Origin of the sequence: Paenibacillus sp. FSL H7-0357 (assembly GCF_000758525.1) — a bacterium.
GTDB lineage: Bacteria > Bacillota > Bacilli > Paenibacillales > Paenibacillaceae > Paenibacillus_AQ.
Genome location: NZ_CP009241.1, coordinates 2330206 through 2348056, shown reverse-complemented (window position 1 = coordinate 2348056; position 17851 = coordinate 2330206). Strand labels below are relative to the sequence as shown.

Sequence of the window (17851 nt, the reverse complement as noted above, 5' to 3'; positions counted from 1 at the left end):
CTTGTTGCTCTAGATTTTTACATATGTAGGTGGTGCCACATTAAGTCGCTCTGCTCTCCCAGCGGACGAGCATACATTCCTCAAGACTTTCCGGACGCTGCAGCTCCATCCGTAACAGATCGCGCAGAAAATGTGGCAGCAGATACACTGTATCACGCCCGTTAGCGATACTCTCATATCCGCTCCGAAAAGTGAACATGTCCAAAGTCCCTACTTCATATTCCCGGCTTTCCTCCAGCGGTTCTCCATCGACAAAAATGGCAATATCGTTATCATAAGGCATGACCGCCGGATCGTACAAGATTTTTAATCCATCCACAGCCAGGCTTCCCAGCACGTTCCCCCGGAAACCATAACCGAAGATTGCCTTATTGCAGAACTCATCTGACAGGCTCTGTTCAAGCGCCGTGCGGATATCTTTGCCGGCAAGCTTGATAGTACAAGGATTAATCGGTGAGGGACAGAGCGCATGAAGCATCCCTGCAGTGATATTCCCCTTCGGAAGCGGCCCGAGCAGCTGTCCGGTATTGACTAATGAGATCGGACTGCCTGTGAAACGCCGCACCGCCTGCGCCAGCAGATTGCCAAAGGGTGATTCGCCCTGCTGATCCAGCGGCAGCTCGCGGTCACTGATCGCCACCGTTTCCTCCAGCACTTCAAGACCACGCTGCAAATTCATCTTCACGGCAGGAGCAATGACATCCTCGCTCAGATTGGGATCAACAGCAATGCATCCGCCGTTCAAGAACTTGAACGAATCTCCAGGCGCTGTCCGTTCAAACACAAGACTTCCTACATAGCGGCCGAATTTCCCCGCACCACATACGGCGGTCCCGTTAATGAGGAGCGGCGTTTCCAGCATATGATGCGTGTGTCCGCCGAGGATCGCATGCACACCTTCCAGCTTCTCCGCCAGCGCCCGGTCTGCAGGCAGGCCAAGGTGAGAGAGAATAATGACAAGGTCGACCTGCGGGGCCAGAAGACGGCACTCCTCACGCAGCGCCTCCTCAGGGTCCATGACATCCCAGCCCATCAAGGAATAGAAGGAAGTGAAAGCTGCCGTAGCTCCCGTAATCCCGATTCTGATGCCTTCCTTCTCTACAATCGTATGGCGTTTGATCCAGTGAGGAGGTTCTCCTGTCGACGAATCCAGGAAATTGCAGCACACCACCGGGCACTGTAAGCCGGTAAATATCGCAGACAATGTCTCTTGCGCATCTCCCTGCGAGAAGGTCAGTCCTTCGTTGTTACCGATGGTGACAGCGTCGTATCCGGTCAAGTTAAGAATATCAATGTTCGCCTGGCCCATAGTACCTTCGGTTTCCACAGCTGCCCGGTCCATATGATCCCCGATATCCACGAGCAACACGGGATCTTCGCCTGCCTCAGCCTTTAGAAGTTCTATCTGCGCAGCAATCGGACTCATCATTTCGAAGTGGCTATGTATATCATTCGTATGAAATATGGTCAATCTTTGCGGCGCGGATTCCATCAGCTTCTATCCCTCCCACCTGTTTAGCCGTTCTGAATGTAGCGCAGGTGTCTCATCTTATAAGACCTAGCATAACATTTTCAGGGCTAATATGGTATATTTGAATCATTATCAGAACCTAAGAGGTGAATAAACCATGCATATAACTATACGTCTGTTTGCCGGGCTGGCTGAGGTAATCGGCTCTTCTACCCTGTCTTTTCACATTCACGATAACTCCGTAACTGCGGGCCGTTTAAAGGAGCTTCTCTCTGCCTCCTACCCTGATGCGGCGGCACAGATCAGCGTTTCTTTGGTAGCTGTTGACCATGAATACGCTCCTGATGATACTGAGATCTCCGAAACCTCCGAAGTCGCCCTGATTCCTCCCGTTTCCGGAGGAGAAGCCGAACCCTCAACGAGCGAGACCGAAGATGGTCTGTTCAGTATTACCGATCTGCCGCTGAATGCAGAAGCTCTTCTGGATAAAGTCCTTGACAGTGATCATGGAGCTTCCTTAGTCTTCGTCGGAACTACGCGTGAGATGACCGGAGACCAGCGGACAACAGCACTTCATTATGAGGCTTACATCCCGATGGCGCTGGGCAAGCTGCAGGAAATCGGCAAGGGGGTTCAGGAACGCTGGAACGCCCGCTGCGCCATTGCGCACCGGATAGGACTCGTAGGCCTTAAGGAAGCCAGCGTTATTATTGCGGTGTCAGCGGCGCATAGGGATGTCTGTTACGAAGCGAGCCGCTACGCCATCGAGAAGCTTAAATCCTCCGTTCCGGTGTGGAAAAAGGACATCAATGAATCAGGAGAACAGTGGCTCGGCTCTGACCTAAAAGCACAGAAATACCAGATAGATTAACCTGTAATTCAAAACCATTGAATATTCCCGACTTTGTTGCTATGCTGGAAAAAATAGCTAATGTAAGGTGGCATATTCATTGAAAGTACACGTCATGGATCTTAAACCGGGTGATTGCCTGCGGATGGACACTTTTAATTCAAGAGGGCTGCATGTACTACCTAAAGGATCATCTCTCCAGATCGAGGAGATAGCCAAGCTGATACAGCATGGCGTTGATTATGTTGATATCGAGGAGGCACACATAACACCGGTCCCAACCAGCAGATCCTCCATCATTCAAGCCGTAGCTGCCAACTTTGATACAAGTATTGAAGGCTTTGAATCGGTATATATGGAAGCGTTAACCAAAGGGAGCTTTAATCAAACCGTAGTGGACGATATTCTCCAGCCGTCACTGAACTCCTTGGATAAACACAAGGATGTAGTCTCTCTGCTGCTTCTGCTGAACCGGGATGATAATTACACTTATAACCATTCACTTCAGGTGGGCATGCTTTCTTATTATATCTCCTCATGGCTGGGGTATTCCAAGAAAGAGTGCTACGAAATTGGCCGGGCCGGATACTTGATCGATATCGGAAAATGCCGGATCTCCCCCTCCATTCTGAATAAGCCGGGCAAGCTGTCCCCGGAGGAGTTCGATCAAGTCAAATTACATACGATTTACGGTCACGAAATCATCCGCAGCTCCATGAACGATCCTCATACCGCGTTGGTTGCCCTGCAGCACCATGAGCGTGAAGACGGCTCCGGGTACCCCAACAACCTTACGAAATCAGACATCCACCCTTATGCCCAGATTGCTGCCGTAGCTGATATCTACAGTGCAATGACCACACACCGTGTTTATCAATCCAAGCAAGAACTGATCTCTGTGCTGCGTGAAATCAATAATCTCAGCTTCGGCAAGCTAAACGGCAGACCTGTACAAGCCTTTATCCAGCATTTAATGCCTAATTTCATCGGTAAACGCGTACTGCTGAGCACGGGAGACATGGGTGTCATTGTCATGAACAATCCGCTGGATGTTTTCCGTCCGCTTGTGCAAAGCGAAGGCATATTCCTTGACCTGTCCCGCGAACGCAAAATCACGGTGGTTGAAATTTATATGGAATAGTTCACTTCGGTTTAGATATTCCCACGCAAGAAGAGGTTCCCTTTCGCCAGTGACGGCTGAGGGAACCTCTTCTTTATGATCCATAATTATTGCTTGTGAGAAGCAACTCACATTATTACTCCCGAGTCCTACAATTCCTCACCATTGCTGGCGATGACTTTTTTGTACCAGTGGAAGGAATCCTTTCTGGAACGGTTCAAGGTACCGTTGCCGTCGTCATCCAGATCAACGTAGATAAATCCGTAACGCTTGGACATTTCAGAAGTGGACATGCTCACCAGGTCTATCGGGCCCCAGCTGGTATATCCGATCAGCTCAACGCCGTCCAGCACCGCTTCCTTCATTTGAGCAATATGCTGTCTTAAGTAATCAATACGGTAGCTGTCATGGACAGAGCCGTCTTCCTCAACCTTGTCATACGCGCCAAGACCATTTTCGACGATGAACAAAGGTTTCTGATAACGGTCATACATCGTATTCAGCATAATCCGCAAACCGATGGGATCAATCTGCCAGCCCCATTCCGAAGCCTTCAGGTAAGGGTTCTTCACACCGCCGAACAGATTGCCCTGTGCGCGTTCTCCCTCTGGACTTACAGACACAGTCAGCGTCATGTAATAACTGAAAGCTACATAATCAACGGTGTGGAGTTTCAGAATTTCATCGTCACCCGGCTCTTTATGAATAACCACATTGTTTTCCTCGAAAAACCGCTCCATATACTTCGGATATTCCCCGCGGGCATGCACATCCGTAAAGTAGAGATTCATCTGGTTCTCCTGCTGATTCTTCAGGACATCCTCAGGATTGCAGGTATTCGCATAGCTTTCCATCCGGGCCAGCATACAGCCCATCTGCGAACCCGGGATGATCTCATGCACCAGCTTGGTGGCGAGAGAGCTGGCGACAAACTGGTGATGCAGCGCCTGGTAGATCGTCTGCAGCTTGTTCTCTGCCCGGTCGATTACAACGCCGCCGCCTGTGAATGGACTTAGCGTCATCATATTGATCTCGTTGAATGTGATCCAATATTTCACTTTGTCCTTGTAGCGCCGGAATACGGTCTCCGCATAACGGGTGAAGCAAGCGATAACTTCGCGGCCTGCCCAGCCGTTATATTTGTGTGTCAAGCCCAGTGGTGTTTCGTAATGGGCCAGTGTTACAAGCGGCTCGATGCCATATTTATGCAGCTCGTCAAAAACATCATCATAGAATTGCAGTCCTGCTTCATTCGGCTCGGCGTCATCGCCGTTCGGGAAGATGCGCGCCCAGTTGATCGACAGACGGAACACTTTGAAGCCCATTTCGGCGAACAAGGCAATGTCCTCCTTATAACGGTGATAGAAGTCCACCCCTTCACGTTTCGGGAAACGTACGCTGAATTCCCCGGACAGAATCTGTTCAATCCGCTCGGAGGTAATTTCTATAGCATGGTCATTTGTACGCTCGGCCTTAGGCACGTAGGCAACCATGTCCGCACTGGACAATCCTTTGCCGTCGGCATCGTATGCCCCCTCCAGCTGATTTGCGGCTGTAGCGCCGCCCCATAAGAAGTTCTGCGGAAATCCTTTTTTGATCACTGTCATGATTTAATCTCCTCTTTTCTAATTGATAATGGTCAACAGCAGGTCGCCATTTTGTACTTTGGCTGCAGTAGTCTTAAGCACATCCAGATAATTTGCAGAGTTGGTCACGATCACCGGTGTTGCAGTCACAAAGCCGGCTTCACGAATCGCTGCTACATCGAATTCCAGCAGCAGTTGGCCCTGCTCGACCTGATCTCCCTCTTGTACCCGTTTGTCAAAATGTTTTCCCTTGAGCTTCACGGTATTGACCCCGACATGAATCAGCAGCTCGGCGCCGCTCTCAGAGGTAATGCCAATCGCATGGCCTGTCGGGAATACAGTTGTTACGGTTCCTTTCACTGGAGAGGTCAGCCGGCCTGAATCCGGTTCAATCACGATCCCCTGGCCCATGGCTCCGGAGGCAAAAGCTTCGTCCGGCAAAGCTTCCAGCGGCATAAGCGTTCCTGTCAGCGGGCTGACCACCGTCTCCTTGTCAATCTGCGAGGGTGACGATGCGGCAACAGGCCCGGGAGCCTCCTCAGCAGGTACTGCAGGATCATCGAATCCGAACATATACACCAGAATAACCGCTAATACAAAAGCAACAACGATACCGATGACAACCCAGGAGAATCCGTCGCCAAAATAGGTCGGCAGAGCCAACAGGCCCGGTAAGGAGAAGCTTATTGCTTTGGCTCCGCCGATAGCGATGATCGCACCACCGATGGCTCCGGAGATGCAGGCATAGATGAACGGTTTCTTCAGCTTCAAGGTGACGCCGTAGATCGTCGGCTCGGTGATCCCGAACACGGCAGCCAGTGTTGAGGAGCCGGACAAAGCTTTTAGCTGCGGATTCTTTGATTTCAGGAACACGCCGAATACCGCACCCGCTTGTGACAAGACTGCAGCAGTAAGGATAGGCAGCATAGTGTCGTAGCCCAATGTGGCAATATTGCTAAGCATAACCGGCACGAAACCCCAGTGTACACCAAAGATTACGAACACCTGCCAGAACGCTCCGGCAATGGCACCGGCAACCAATGGACTTAAATTGTAGAGCCAGGTGTAGCCGGAAGCCAGCCCATCACTGATCAATGAGCCTACAGGACCGAAGGCCAGGAAGGTCAGCGGAATAACGATAAGCAGTGCGAACATCGGAACCAGAATATTTCTAACCGATTCATGGATGAACGAGCGGAACCACTTCTCTATATAGGACTGTACCCAGACCGCCAGAATGATCGGAATGACACTGGATGAATAGTTGATCAGTACAACCGGTATTCCCAAGAAGCTGAGCGGGTCCGGCGCGCTGACTGCGGTTATCACTGCCGGATAGACTAAAGCGCCTGCTACAGCAATGGAGACAAATTGATTAGCCTTGAACTTGCGCGCAGCCGTAACTGCCAGAAATACCGGCAGGAAGTAGAATACGCTGTCCGAAGCCGCATTCAGAACCAAATAGGTCCCGCTGGCTGCATTAATCCACTCCAGAGATAAAATTAAGGCGAGCAGCCCTTTGAGGATCCCTGCCCCTGCCAGTGCCCCGAGAATCGGGGAAAAGATACTGGAAATGATATCGACGGCTTTGCCCAGAATACTGGTACTCTCTGAAGACTCATCGGCTTTGCCGGATTTTTCGGCATCCTGGAGTGAGGTTTCCTTCATAATCTGCTCGAACACCTGGCTTACATTGTTGCCTATGACTACCTGAAACTGGCCGCTGTTCTCCACCACAGTGATAACACCTGGAGTTTTCTCCAATGCCGCTTTATCTGCCTTCCTCGAATCCTTCAGCTTAAATCTTAATCTTGTGGCGCAGTGGAACACAGAATTCACATTGTCTTCGCCGCCTACAAGCGTAATAATCTGTTTGGACAAGTCTTTGCTGCTCATATTAGTTTGCTCCTTTACAGCTTTAGAATATAGATCGTTGCAGCAAGTATAGGTTGTGCCAGCTGTTGACCTTATACTCCTGCAAACAAGAAAAACCTGAACTCACAGCAAAAAGGAAACGTCATCACACGCCCATTTTGCCATCAGTTCAGGTTTTGCCTGCCTTACCAGTAACACCCTGTCAGATGATCACTATTTTATTTTCACTTTCAACCCAAGCTTTACTCCAGATTGTTGCGTTCCGTTACCCGCTGGATATGGATGGTCAGATATACGTATTCATCCTTGCTTAAGCTTTGGTTATAGGCCTTTTCCAGATAATCATTGATTTTGTTGGCGCATTCAAACGCCTTCACATAAGTCTGCTTAAGCTGATTGTACAAAAAATCCTCACCGCTGCTGCTACTCTCCTTCTTCAATACCCGCATGGAGAAATATTGCAAATGTGTAAGGAACCGCGAATAATTCAGTGAGCTCTCGTCCAGAACGACCTTATAGTGGTAAGTGACGATATTCAGAATGTTCTGGACAATTTCCGTCATCTTGATCGTCGACTTCATTTCACTGCCGTCCATTCTGGCATTTACCAGATGCAGCGCGATAAACCCGGCTTCATCCTCGCCCAGCGAAAGTCCGGTAGCCCTTTCAATGATCTTCAGTGCATCCATCCCAATGGAGAATTCCTTCTTATAGAAACGTTTAATTTCAAACAGCATCGCATTTTTCAGTGCAATCCCCTTTTCAAAACGTTGGACAGCAAAATGGATATGATCTGTCAGGGTCAGATAGAGATTGTCGCTAAGCTCTGTACCAAGAACTCCATTCGCATAGGTGACAATTTCATTGGCTAATTCCAGATGAGCCACCGGAATGTCATTCAGAAGTTCAGTCAGTCTGGCCGTGAATTGATTTTCGTTCAGCAAAAAGATTTTATCGACCTTTTCCGGATCTACATAGTCGCCGGCTACTTTTTTGAAGGAAATCCCCCTGCCCATCACAATGACTTCCTTGCCTTTCTGGTTCTTGGTTAAGAGCACATTGTTATTAAGTATCTTCTCTATAATCATCTGTTGATCACCCCCCCGACATATAGTTTGTACAAAAAAAGCCTAAGCTGATCCCAATATCATTAAAAAAATGATACTCGCATCAACTTAGGCATTGCCCGCCTTACCGGTCACAATCCTGTATTACTGTTATTGTAGCACAAAAAAAAGCGATTTCAAGATTTTTTGTTCTTTTGTCAAAATTTTATTATTCCCGGTGATTCTGCATGGTTTGGATTAACCACCGCATGGCGAGGCTTAAAAAGAGGCAGTGATTGAAGTTGTTTGCGAACTGCTCACAACCTTTGAGGAGGAATACCTATGCTACCGGTTCATCAGCGTCTAGCAGAGCTTTATACTGTAAGCTGCAGGCGCCCGCTAACGGCGGCCGAAGAAGCCGAGCAGCGTCATTGCCTGCAGGTGAACACCATGTATTGCTGGGAGATGGCAAGGCTGACCCATGAGGCTGTTCTTGCTGCGCATACAGAGGACACCGAATGGCAGCAGGAGATCAGCGCACAGATGTTTGAAGTGCGTATTTCCGGCAAAGTTGGGAAACGACGCCACTAGGCATCCCTTCTTATCCGCTATTGTAAATAGGATAATCTAAAAAAAGAGCAGCGACTCCAGCAATTCTCATGCCGGATGGGGCTGCTCTTACTTCTATAAGAAGCGGAACTGCGCTTCGATTAAACCGTTATAAATGCCATCTCTGGCGGTAAGCTCGGCATGATTGCCTTCTTCCTTAATCTCTCCGTGATCCAGCACGATAATTTTATCGGCGTGGCGGATCGTTGACAGACGGTGGGCCACGATAAAGGAGGTGCGGCCCTGCAGCAGAATCTTCAGCGCTTCCTGAATTTTGATCTCCGTCTCGGTATCAATACTCGCCGTAGCTTCATCCAGGATCAGAATACGCGGATCGGCCAGGAGTGCCCGGGCAAAGGAAAGCAGCTGACGCTGGCCCATGGACAGCGCACTCCCCCGCTCCTCCACCTCGGTTTCGTAACCGCCGGGCAGTTTCATGATGAAGTCATGGGCATCCACTGCCTTTGCGACCTCTTCAACCTCCTTGTCGGTGGCATCCAGCCGCCCGAAACGGATGTTGTCGCGGATCGTTCCTGAGAAGATAAACGTATCCTGCAGTACGATACCTATCTGCTCCCGGAGACTCTGCAGGGTAACCTCACGGACATCCTTGCCGTCGATGGTAATATCGCCGCTCTTAATGTCATAGAACCGGCCGATCAGGTTAATGATCGTACTTTTACCGGAGCCCGTGTGGCCCACAAGCGCAATCGACTGGCCGGCCTTGACGTCCAGATCAATACCCTTCAGCGCCGCACGGCCCTTTTCATATTCGAAGATGACCTTGTTAAAACGGATATCCCCTTGAATCTTCGGCAGTGGTGTTGCCCCCGGTTTATCCTGAACCGAAGGCTGCTCATCCAGATACTCAAAGATCCGTTCTGAAGACGCCATAGCTACAAGCAGTTGATTGTACATCTGGCCCAAGCGGTTGATCGGGTCCCAGAAGTTGCTCACATACGTACTGAATGCCACCAGGTAACCGACGGTCAGCTCTCCGGATTGGATCAAGTATGCCCCCAACCAGAACAGGATCATGGTGCCGAACCCGCCTGTTATTTCAATAATCGGGCCAAAAGCCTGGTTCATCGCTGAAGCCTTGTTCCACGATTTCCGGCTATCCATGTTCATCGCGTCAAAGTAATGCATATTTTCCTGTTCCTGTGTGTAGGCCTGAGTTACCCGGATACCTTGGATCGACTCATTCAAATGTGAATTGATCCGCGAGTTCTTCATCCGCACATCCTGCCAGGCAATCCGGATCTTCTGCCGCAGCTTGGTTGAAACCAGGAACATAACCGGCACCGTAACCATCACGGCAAGCCCCAGTTTCCAGTTGATCAGCAGCAGAATCACAGTAATGCCGACCAGCTGCACACAGTCGATCATTAAATTCACGACCCCGTTGGTGAACAGATCCTGCAGGGAGTTAATATCATTCGTTACCCGTACCAGTACCGAGCCGGCCGGGCGTTTATCGAAAAAGTTAAAAGATAGCTTCTGGATATGCCGGAACAGGTCCGAGCGCAAATCATAAATAACTCGTTGGCCTATAACATTAGTATATTTGATCCGGTACACCCCTGCGATCCACTGGATCAGGTACAGTACAATTACACTTACCGTAAGTGTGTACAGTAACGTTAAGCTGGGGTTCCCCTCTTTCGGGGCAATTGCCTTGTCAATAGCCATACTGGTCAGAAAAGGGACCGTAAGCTTCGTGACTGTGCCAAGAACCATCAGAGCAGAGACGAGCGGAAGCATCTGCTTCGCGTAAGGCTTCATATATCCGAACAACCTCGTGAACTGCTTCCAGTCAAAGGATTTGTCGATCTGGTCATCATCCTTGTATACAAAACGTTCCTCAAGCGTCTGTTCCTCGGTTTTATTGTGCTTTGTACTAGCCGCTGTGGCTTGTTTGGCTTCAAGCTTCATGCTGAATCCCCTCCCCTCTCACCGAATTCCGGGCCAGATAATCGGCGTATTGAATCCGGTACACATCCTGATACGGGCCGGGAACTTCAATCAGCTCCGCATGCGTTCCCTTTTGAACCATCCGTCCTTCATCCATCACGATGATCTGGTCGGCATGACGCAGAGAGGAAATCCGGTGGGCAATGATCAGCGTGGTCCGTCCGCGCATAACCTCCTGGAAGCCGGTCTGGATCTCATGTTCCGTCTCCATATCCACGGCGCTCGTGGCATCATCCAGTATGAGGATACGCGGATTCTTAAGCAAGGCACGGGCGATAGCGATCCGCTGCTTCTGTCCGCCCGAAAGCCCCATTCCCCGCTCTCCGACTACCGTGTCATATCCATCAGGCATCTCCATGATAAAATCATGCGCTTTGGCAAGCTGTGCCGCCCGGATGATTTCCTCCATGCTCACATTTTTGAGACCGTAAGAGATATTATTGCGGATAGAGGACGAGAACAGGAACGTCTCCTGAAACACTGTCGAAATCTGCGAACGCAGGCTGCGAATATTGTATTCCCGGATATCCACGCCATCCAGTGTAATGCTTCCTTTATTTACGTCATAGGCGCGCATCATCAACTGGGTAATCGTCGATTTGCCGGAGCCGGTACCGCCAAGGAACCCGATAACCGCACCCGGCTTCGCTTCGAAATGAATGTCCTTTACAGCCGGCATTTTATTCCCGTACGCAAATGTAACATGGTCGAAAATGACCTCGCCCCGTACCTCGGAGGATACAAGCTCGCGGGCATTCTCCTTATCCTTTACATCAATCTGCTGGTTAAGGACTTCAAGTACACGTTCTCCCGAAGCTTTGGATTGCGTATAGTTGTTGATATGGAAGCCAAGACCCCAGACCGGACCGATAATATACCAGATCAGACTGAAGAAGGCGACCAGTTCCCCCAGTGACATGCGGCCCTTGATGACCAGCGTTCCGCCGACACCGAGCAGAATGGCTATACTGACGGAGGCCAGAAGCTCCATGACCGGGAAAAATTTGCTCCACAGCTCGGCGGCAAAAATCTGGTTATCCTTATAACGTTCATTACGGTGCGAAAATTTCTCAACTTCATAAGCCTCTCTGGCAAACGATTTGACCGTCCGTACACCTGTAATATTCTCCTGAACAGCCGTGGTCAGAGAGCTGAGGGCAAGCCGCATCTCCTGAAAGGCCGGATGAATTTTCGATTCGAATCTGAGTGCTACTGCAGCCAGAAAAGGCATAGTGATCAGTGTGACGAGCGTAAGCTGCCAGTTGATCGTGAACATCATAATAGACCCAAACAGCACCATAAAAAATACATTCAGCAATTGGGCGAAGCCGAAGCCGATGAAATTCCGGATCGCTTCAAGGTCCCCGGTCAGCCGGGACATCAGGTCGCCAGTCTTTGCCGTATCATAGTAGCGGAAAGACAGAAATTGCAGTTTCTCATAGCAGGCATTGCGCAGCCGGTAGGCCAGAAAATTACCTAGCCGTCCTCCAAAAAAACCATGCGCAAACTGCAGGCAAGCTTTGACGATTACCACGGCCAGTACAGATAGAGCGAGTACGGGCACCTCAGTAAACTTCAGGGGAACAATCACATCATCAATTAACCTTCGTAGCAAATTCGGGGTAATAAGCCCCACTGCAGTTGCGGCAGCCAAGCATAAAATCGACAGAATCAGATAGTGCAGCTTCTCCCGATAAAAGCCCCGCAGTTGCCTGAGAACATCCATATCTCTCCTCCTTAAAGCTTTACGAAGTAAAGCTTACTTCGTAAGCATGAACTTGGCTTTACGAAGTAAAGCTTACTTCGTAAGCATGAACTTGTTCCTACTGGGCGGCGCCTGCCCCGTAAGATACATTTGGCTTGCGATGCAAATCTCACATCGCAAGCCAGCTTTTTTAGCGCTTCCATTTTAGGGACTTTAAGCAGTTTATCACCCATATTTTAATGCGGCAAAGGGTAGAATACGCCGTTTTCCACGTTTTTCCCGAATAAAGGTGGCCTATATGATAATAAAAGGCCACCTATAGCTTTAATTGCTTCCATTTCCTCGCAAATACTGTTCAATTAAGCAAACACAAGATTCAGGGTGTATTTTTATGCATATTTCATCCATTTCCGTTAAGCTTGTTACAACAAAAAAAACGCAACCGCCAAAACATGAGGTTCATGTTCCAGCGGTAGCGTTTTTGCATTGCATTTTGTTGTTTCCTCTGCTGTACAGCTCTTAGTTCTTTGCAGGCCGGTAGCAGACTACTGCCACACCGGAGGAGAACCGCTTAGTCTGCACCAGCTCAAAACCCTGCTTCTCCAGCCCATCTCCAAAGAGACGTTTGCCCTTGCCCAGCACTACCGGAAAAACCATTAACCGGTACTCATCCACTAGACCCAGCGAGATCAGGGACTGCACAAGCGTGCAGCTGCCAAACACGAGAATGTCTCTGCCGGGCTGCTCTTTCAGCTTCGTGATTTCTTCTACCAAATTATTCTTGATCACAGATGAATTGTTCCACCCGGCTTCTGTCAGGGTTGTGGAGACTACATGTTTGGCATAACCATTCATCATCTCGCCGTATTCCCCGGTCTGCTCCAGCATATTAGGCCAGGCAGCCGCAAAGCCTTCATAGGTTACGCGCCCCAGCAGCAGCGCATCGGCAGCTTTTAACTCCGCGAATTTAAACTGATCCTGCTCATCCGAGCTGTATTGAAAGGTCCACTGCGGGTCCTCCATTACACCGTCAACAGTTAAAAATTCAGACACGATCAAGTTTCTCATGTGGGCCTCCTGAATACGTAGTGGGCAAAAGCAAAATATGTGCCCGGCAGGCCTGAAAGATGAGAACATCAGGGCTGCTGCGGACACACTTTATGGTGACAACTATAAATATTAATTTAAATTGTAGGAAGGTGGAAAACCTTAGTACAGCAAGGTTATCCGATACTTCCTTCCATCTCGAACTTGATGAGACGGTTCATTTCGACCGCATATTCCATCGGCAGTTCTTTGGTGAACGGCTCGATGAAGCCCATGACGATCATCTGTGTGGCTTCGGCTTCTGTGAGACCGCGGCTCATCAGATAGAACAGCTGCTCCTCGGAAACCTTGGATACCGTCGCTTCATGCTCCAGCACGATATTATCGTTCATGATCTCATTATATGGAATCGTGTCCGAAGTGGACTGGTTATCCAGAATGAGCGTATCACATTTGATATTCGATTTCGCGCCTTCCGCCTGACGGCCGAAGGAAGCGAGTCCGCGGTAAGTTACCTTGCCGCCGTGCTTGCTGATCGATTTGGATACGATCGTCGAAGTCGTGTCCGGTGCCAAGTGGATCATCTTGGCGCCTGCATCCTGGTGCTGGCCTTTGCCTGCCACTGCAATCGACAATACGGAACCTTTGGCTCCCCGGCCTTTTAACACAACCGCAGGATACTTCATTGTCAGCTTGGAACCAATGTTGCCGTCCACCCATTCCATGGTAGCATTCTCTTCAGCAACCGCACGTTTGGTTACGAGATTGTAGATATTTGGTGCCCAGTTCTGAATAGTAGTATACCGAACACGGGAGTTCTTCATACACAGAATTTCAACAACGGCACTATGCAGGGAATTAGTGCTGTAGATTGGTGCGGTACAGCCTTCCACGTAATGCACGAAGCTGTCCTCATCCGCGAGGATCAGCGTACGCTCGAACTGACCCATGTTCTCGGAGTTGATACGGAAGTAAGCCTGCAGAGGTACTTCGCATTTCACACCCTTCGGAACATAGATAAAGCTGCCCCCCGACCACACGGCACTGTTCAGTGCAGCAAACTTATTGTCTGTCGGCGGAATGATCGTGCCGAAGAATTTCTTTAACAGCTCGGGATGCTCACGCAGCGCAGTATCGGTATCGGTGAAGATAACCCCTTGGTCTTCAAGGCTCTTCTGCATGCTGTGATAAACAACCTCAGATTCATATTGTGCTGATACACCGGCGAGGAACTTCTGCTCCGCTTCCGGAATACCCAGCTTATCGAAGGTTTCTTTAATCTCGGAAGGAACTTCCTCCCAAGTTTTTCCTTGCTTCTCGGAAGGTCTTACATAGTACTGAATGTCTTCGAAATCCAGATCATCCATGTTGCCGCCCCACTGAGGCATCGGCATCTTGCGGAATTGCTCCAGAGCTTTCAGGCGGAAGTTCAGCATCCATTCCGGCTCGTTTTTGATTGCGGAGATTTCCTTCACAATTTCGGCCGTAAGTCCTTTACCAGACTGAAATATCGACTTGTGCTCATCACGGAACCCGTACTGGTATTCCTCCATATCAGGCGCTTTCTTAGCCATGGTGTCAGCCTCCTTGTTATCTAATGTTGTTGGTGTTCTTCTTCGACGTCTATTCCTTTGCGAAGCGCGTTCCATGCCAATGTGGCACATTTGATCCGCGCCGGAAATTTATTAACACCGGAAAGGGCTTCTATATCTTCATAGTCTCCGAAATCTACTGTCTCACCCTTCATCAGGGAGGAGAACTTGTCAGCAAGCTCAAGCGCATGCTCTATAGTCTGTCCCTTGACGGCTTCCGTCATCATGGAAGCCGACGACATGCTGATCGAACAGCCTTCGCCGCTATACCGGGCATCTTTGACGATGCCGTCCTCTACCTTAAGCTGCAGCGTAATCCGGTCGCCACAGGTCGGGTTGTTCAGCTCAATCTTCACAGCGTCGTCTGCAAATGAACCACGATTCCGGGGATTTTTATAATGATCCATAATTACGCGTCTATACAAGTCATCCAAGTTCATAGGCGAAATACTCCTTTGCCTTGATTAAAGCTTGGACCAGCGCATCTACATCCTGTTCCGTATTGTAGAGGTAGAAGCTGGCCCGTGCCGTTGAGCTTACCTCAAGCCAGCGCATCAGCGGTTGGCAGCAATGATGGCCGGCGCGGACGGCAATACCTTCCGCATCCAGCACCGTCGCCACATCATGCGGATGCACATCACCCAGATTGAATGTGACTACACCCACCTGACGATTACGCGGGCCATACAGTGTCAAGCCGTCAACCTCTGCAAGACGCTGCTCCGCGTAAGCGGCAAGCTGGATTTCATGACGGTGAATTTCATCCAGTCCGATCTCCTGCAGGAAATCAATTGCTGCTCCCAATCCGACGGCACCAGCGATAATCGGTGTCCCGCCTTCGAACTTCCAAGGCAGCTCTTTCCAAGTGGATTCATAAAGACCGACGTCATCAATCATCTCGCCGCCGAACTCAACCGGCTCCATAGCTTCCAGCAATGCCTTCTTACCGTACAAAGCACCGATGCCGGTCGGGGCCAGCATCTTGTGACCGGAGAACGCATAGAAATCGCAATCCAGCTCCTGGACATCGACCTTCATATGCGGCGTGCTCTGTGCTCCGTCCACCACGATAACTGCACCCTTGCGGTGAGCAATGGCTGCAAGCTCTTTAATCGGATGGGTAACCCCCATAACATTGGATACATACGCGATGGCTACGATTTTGGTCTTGTCCGTAATCGTATTCTCGGCATCCTCCAGGGTAATCGTTCCATCCTTCTGCAGCGGTAGAAATTTCAGGGTTGCCCCAGTCTTCTTGGCCAACTGCTGCCATGGAATAAAGTTGCTGTGATGCTCCATCTGGGTGATGACAATTTCGTCGCCTTCACTAAGAACAGCAGGGCCATAAGAAGAAGCCACTATATTTAACGCTGTCGTTGTGCCGCGGGTAAAGATAATCTCCTTCGTGCTACGGGCATGAATGAACTTCGCAACCTTCTCGCGGGCTCCCTCATAAGCATCCGTAGCCCGGCTGCCCAGAGTATGCACACCGCGGTGGACGTTGGCGTTATCCCATTCATAATAGGATTTCACCGCTTCGATGACTTGGCGCGGTTTCTGTGAAGTTGCCGCACTGTCCAGATAAACCAGCGGATGGCCGTTAATCTTTTGATTCAGGATGGGAAATTGCTCCCGGATGTTACTGTTAATCATTGGCCTAACTTCCTTTCCACAAGAGATTGGAGCTGATTGCGCAGTCCCTCCAGTGGAATTTGCGACACTACAGGTGCCAGGAAGCCGTATATGATCAGTGTTTCTGCATCGTGCCGTGTAATTCCGCGGGACATCAGGTAAAACACTTGCTCGTAATTGACCCGTCCTACGGAAGCGGCATGGCCGGCTGTTACATCATCTTCATCTATAAGAAGGATCGGGTTGGCGTCGCCGCGTGCCTTCGGGCTCAGCATCAGAACTTTCTCAGTCTGCTGTCCATCGGCTCTTGTCGCGCCTTTTTCGATCTTCGTAATTCCGTTAATAATAGAAGTCGCAGAATCCCGCATAACAGCACGGGTAATCATGTCACTCGGCGTATTCTTTCCGAAGTGCTGCGCCTGCGTCGTATAGTTCAGCTTCTGCGAACCCGATCCTACTGCGATCACTTTGGCATCGGAGCTTGAACCATTGCCTTTCAGCACCGACTTCGTGTCACTCGCTGTATCGCCGTAATTCATTTCACCGACAATCCACTCAATAGTTCCATCGTTCTCAACCACTGCACGGCGGTAGGTCACATCTGTAGTGTCCACGCCAAGCTGATGTACCGAGGCAAAGCGCACTTTGGCGCCTGCACCTACAAATACTTCAACCGCACCGTTATGCAGTCCGGCTTCAGTTTTGTCAGATACATAGTTATCTACATAGGTTACTGAGCTGTTTGATTCGGCAACCACCAGAATATGCGGAACGAAAGCAGCTTCTGCGTCGTCCGTCAGCAGCACCGCTTGCAGCGGAGTGTCGATAACCACATTCTTGGGAACGAAGAGGAACACTCCCCCGTTCCACAGGGCGGCATGAAGTGCAGCAATGGAATGCTCGTCTGGCAGCACAGCCTTATGCAGATAACGCTGCACAAGATCTCCATGCTCTTTGACTGCTGTCTGCAAATCGGTAAAAATCACGCCTTGCGCAGCAAGCTCAGGAGCCAGCCGTGTATAGACAGCGCCTGAATTGCGTTGAATAATCAGACTGCCTTCCTCCTGACCCTGAATCAGGGCCGTTATGGAAGCAGGTGCTTCACTAAGTGCTGTAAAAGGCTGGCTTGCTTTGTAGGTTCCATAGTTGTTCACGTTCCAGCGTTCTATCCGTGTCTTTTCCAGTTTCGGCAGCTCCAAGCTTGCTGCCAGTTCCAGCGCCTTTAACCGGCTGTCCTTCAGCCAGCTTGGCTCGCCGCTGCTCTGCGATAATTCGCTGAGACGTCCGGCATCCACCGGAAGAATGGTTTGCGTCGTCATAAGTGGTTTCCTCCTTCCTGGCGTC

General features: G+C 50.0%; 14 protein-coding genes. 3 read left to right on the top strand and 11 right to left on the bottom strand.

The features are described from left to right. Positions 1-40: 40 nt before the first annotated feature. Positions 41-1492, bottom strand: a complete 1452-nt coding sequence (locus H70357_RS09980; RefSeq protein WP_038588569.1) for a bifunctional metallophosphatase/5'-nucleotidase — start codon at positions 1490-1492, stop codon at positions 41-43. A gap of 136 nt (positions 1493-1628) precedes the next feature. On the opposite strand from H70357_RS09980, the gene H70357_RS09975 reads away from it, so the two are divergent. Together H70357_RS09975 and H70357_RS09970 are read left to right on the top strand one after the other, a co-directional pair. Continuing rightward, on the top strand, positions 1629-2342 hold the full coding sequence (locus H70357_RS09975) for a molybdenum cofactor biosynthesis protein (protein ID WP_038588566.1): 714 nt from the start codon (positions 1629-1631) through the stop codon (positions 2340-2342). A 79-nt stretch (positions 2343-2421) separates the two neighbouring features. After that, positions 2422-3462, top strand: coding sequence for an HD-GYP domain-containing protein (locus H70357_RS09970; protein WP_038588564.1), 1041 nt, complete (start codon positions 2422-2424; stop codon positions 3460-3462). Between the two features lie 128 nt (positions 3463-3590). Here the strand turns inward: H70357_RS09970 and H70357_RS09965 are convergent, their stop codons facing one another. The 3 genes from H70357_RS09965 to licT form a co-directional block, all read right to left on the bottom strand. Next, on the bottom strand, positions 3591-5048 hold the full coding sequence (locus H70357_RS09965) for a glycoside hydrolase family 1 protein (RefSeq protein ID WP_038588561.1): 1458 nt from the start codon (positions 5046-5048) through the stop codon (positions 3591-3593). 18 nt (positions 5049-5066) lie between these two features. Further along, positions 5067-6923, bottom strand: a complete 1857-nt coding sequence (locus tag H70357_RS09960; protein ID WP_038588559.1) for a beta-glucoside-specific PTS transporter subunit IIABC — start codon at positions 6921-6923, stop codon at positions 5067-5069. A gap of 221 nt (positions 6924-7144) precedes the next feature. Further along, on the bottom strand, positions 7145-7990 hold the full coding sequence (gene licT, locus H70357_RS09955; protein WP_038588557.1) for a BglG family transcription antiterminator LicT: 846 nt from the start codon (positions 7988-7990) through the stop codon (positions 7145-7147). Between the two features lie 300 nt (positions 7991-8290). Here licT and H70357_RS09950 point away from each other — a divergent pair, with 300 nt between their 5' ends. Then, a complete protein-coding gene (locus tag H70357_RS09950; protein ID WP_038588555.1) occupies positions 8291-8539 on the top strand; it encodes a DUF7667 family protein in 249 nt (82 codons plus the stop codon). Positions 8540-8632: 93 nt separating this feature from the next. Here the strand turns inward: H70357_RS09950 and H70357_RS09945 are convergent, their stop codons facing one another. The 7 genes from H70357_RS09945 to sufD form a co-directional block, all read right to left on the bottom strand. After that, the gene (locus H70357_RS09945; RefSeq protein ID WP_038588554.1) at positions 8633-10492 is read right to left on the bottom strand and encodes an ABC transporter ATP-binding protein; all 1860 of its coding nucleotides are present in this window, start codon (positions 10490-10492) and stop codon (positions 8633-8635) included. Beyond that, positions 10482-12257 carry an ABC transporter ATP-binding protein gene (locus H70357_RS09940; protein ID WP_038588551.1) on the bottom strand — a complete coding sequence of 592 codons (1776 nt, stop codon included), beginning with the start codon at positions 12255-12257 and terminating at the stop codon, positions 10482-10484. Before H70357_RS09940 ends, H70357_RS09945 begins: the two co-directional genes overlap by 11 nt. 498 nt (positions 12258-12755) lie before the next feature. Beyond that, positions 12756-13304: a dihydrofolate reductase family protein gene (locus tag H70357_RS09935; RefSeq protein ID WP_038588548.1), complete on the bottom strand. Its 549-nt coding sequence runs from the start codon at positions 13302-13304 to the stop codon at positions 12756-12758. 155 nt (positions 13305-13459) lie between these two features. Beyond that, the gene (gene sufB / locus H70357_RS09930) at positions 13460-14857 is read right to left on the bottom strand and encodes a Fe-S cluster assembly protein SufB (protein ID WP_038588545.1); all 1398 of its coding nucleotides are present in this window, start codon (positions 14855-14857) and stop codon (positions 13460-13462) included. 20 nt (positions 14858-14877) lie between these two features. Then, a complete protein-coding gene (gene sufU / locus H70357_RS09925; RefSeq protein WP_038588542.1) occupies positions 14878-15315 on the bottom strand; it encodes a Fe-S cluster assembly sulfur transfer protein SufU in 438 nt (145 codons plus the stop codon). Further along, the gene (locus H70357_RS09920) at positions 15302-16528 is read right to left on the bottom strand and encodes a cysteine desulfurase (RefSeq protein ID WP_038588539.1); all 1227 of its coding nucleotides are present in this window, start codon (positions 16526-16528) and stop codon (positions 15302-15304) included. The genes sufU and H70357_RS09920 overlap by 14 nt, the downstream gene beginning before the upstream one ends. Further along, entirely contained in the window at positions 16525-17826 is a 1302-nt protein-coding gene (sufD, locus tag H70357_RS09915) for a Fe-S cluster assembly protein SufD (RefSeq protein WP_038588537.1), read from the bottom strand. The genes H70357_RS09920 and sufD overlap by 4 nt, the downstream gene beginning before the upstream one ends. Positions 17827-17851 lie beyond the last annotated feature (25 nt).

Bases quoted from the DNA above. Each gene is read 5' to 3' on its own strand.
- H70357_RS09980 (WP_038588569.1), bottom strand. From the start codon at position 1,492: ATGGAATCCGCGCCGCAAAGATTGACCATATTTCATACGAATGATATA.
- H70357_RS09975 (WP_038588566.1), top strand. From the start codon at position 1,629: ATGCATATAACTATACGTCTGTTTGCCGGGCTGGCTGAGGTAATCGGC.
- H70357_RS09965 (WP_038588561.1), bottom strand. From the start codon at position 5,048: ATGACAGTGATCAAAAAAGGATTTCCGCAGAACTTCTTATGGGGCGGC.
- H70357_RS09960 (WP_038588559.1), bottom strand. From the start codon at position 6,923: ATGAGCAGCAAAGACTTGTCCAAACAGATTATTACGCTTGTAGGCGGC.
- licT (WP_038588557.1), bottom strand. From the start codon at position 7,990: ATGATTATAGAGAAGATACTTAATAACAATGTGCTCTTAACCAAGAAC.
- H70357_RS09950 (WP_038588555.1), top strand. From the start codon at position 8,291: ATGCTACCGGTTCATCAGCGTCTAGCAGAGCTTTATACTGTAAGCTGC.
- H70357_RS09945 (WP_038588554.1), bottom strand. From the start codon at position 10,492: ATGAAGCTTGAAGCCAAACAAGCCACAGCGGCTAGTACAAAGCACAAT.
- H70357_RS09940 (WP_038588551.1), bottom strand. From the start codon at position 12,257: ATGGATGTTCTCAGGCAACTGCGGGGCTTTTATCGGGAGAAGCTGCAC.
- H70357_RS09935 (WP_038588548.1), bottom strand. From the start codon at position 13,304: ATGAGAAACTTGATCGTGTCTGAATTTTTAACTGTTGACGGTGTAATG.
- sufB (WP_038588545.1), bottom strand. From the start codon at position 14,857: ATGGCTAAGAAAGCGCCTGATATGGAGGAATACCAGTACGGGTTCCGT.
- sufU (WP_038588542.1), bottom strand. From the start codon at position 15,315: ATGAACTTGGATGACTTGTATAGACGCGTAATTATGGATCATTATAAA.
- H70357_RS09920 (WP_038588539.1), bottom strand. From the start codon at position 16,528: ATGATTAACAGTAACATCCGGGAGCAATTTCCCATCCTGAATCAAAAG.
- sufD (WP_038588537.1), bottom strand. From the start codon at position 17,826: ATGACGACGCAAACCATTCTTCCGGTGGATGCCGGACGTCTCAGCGAA.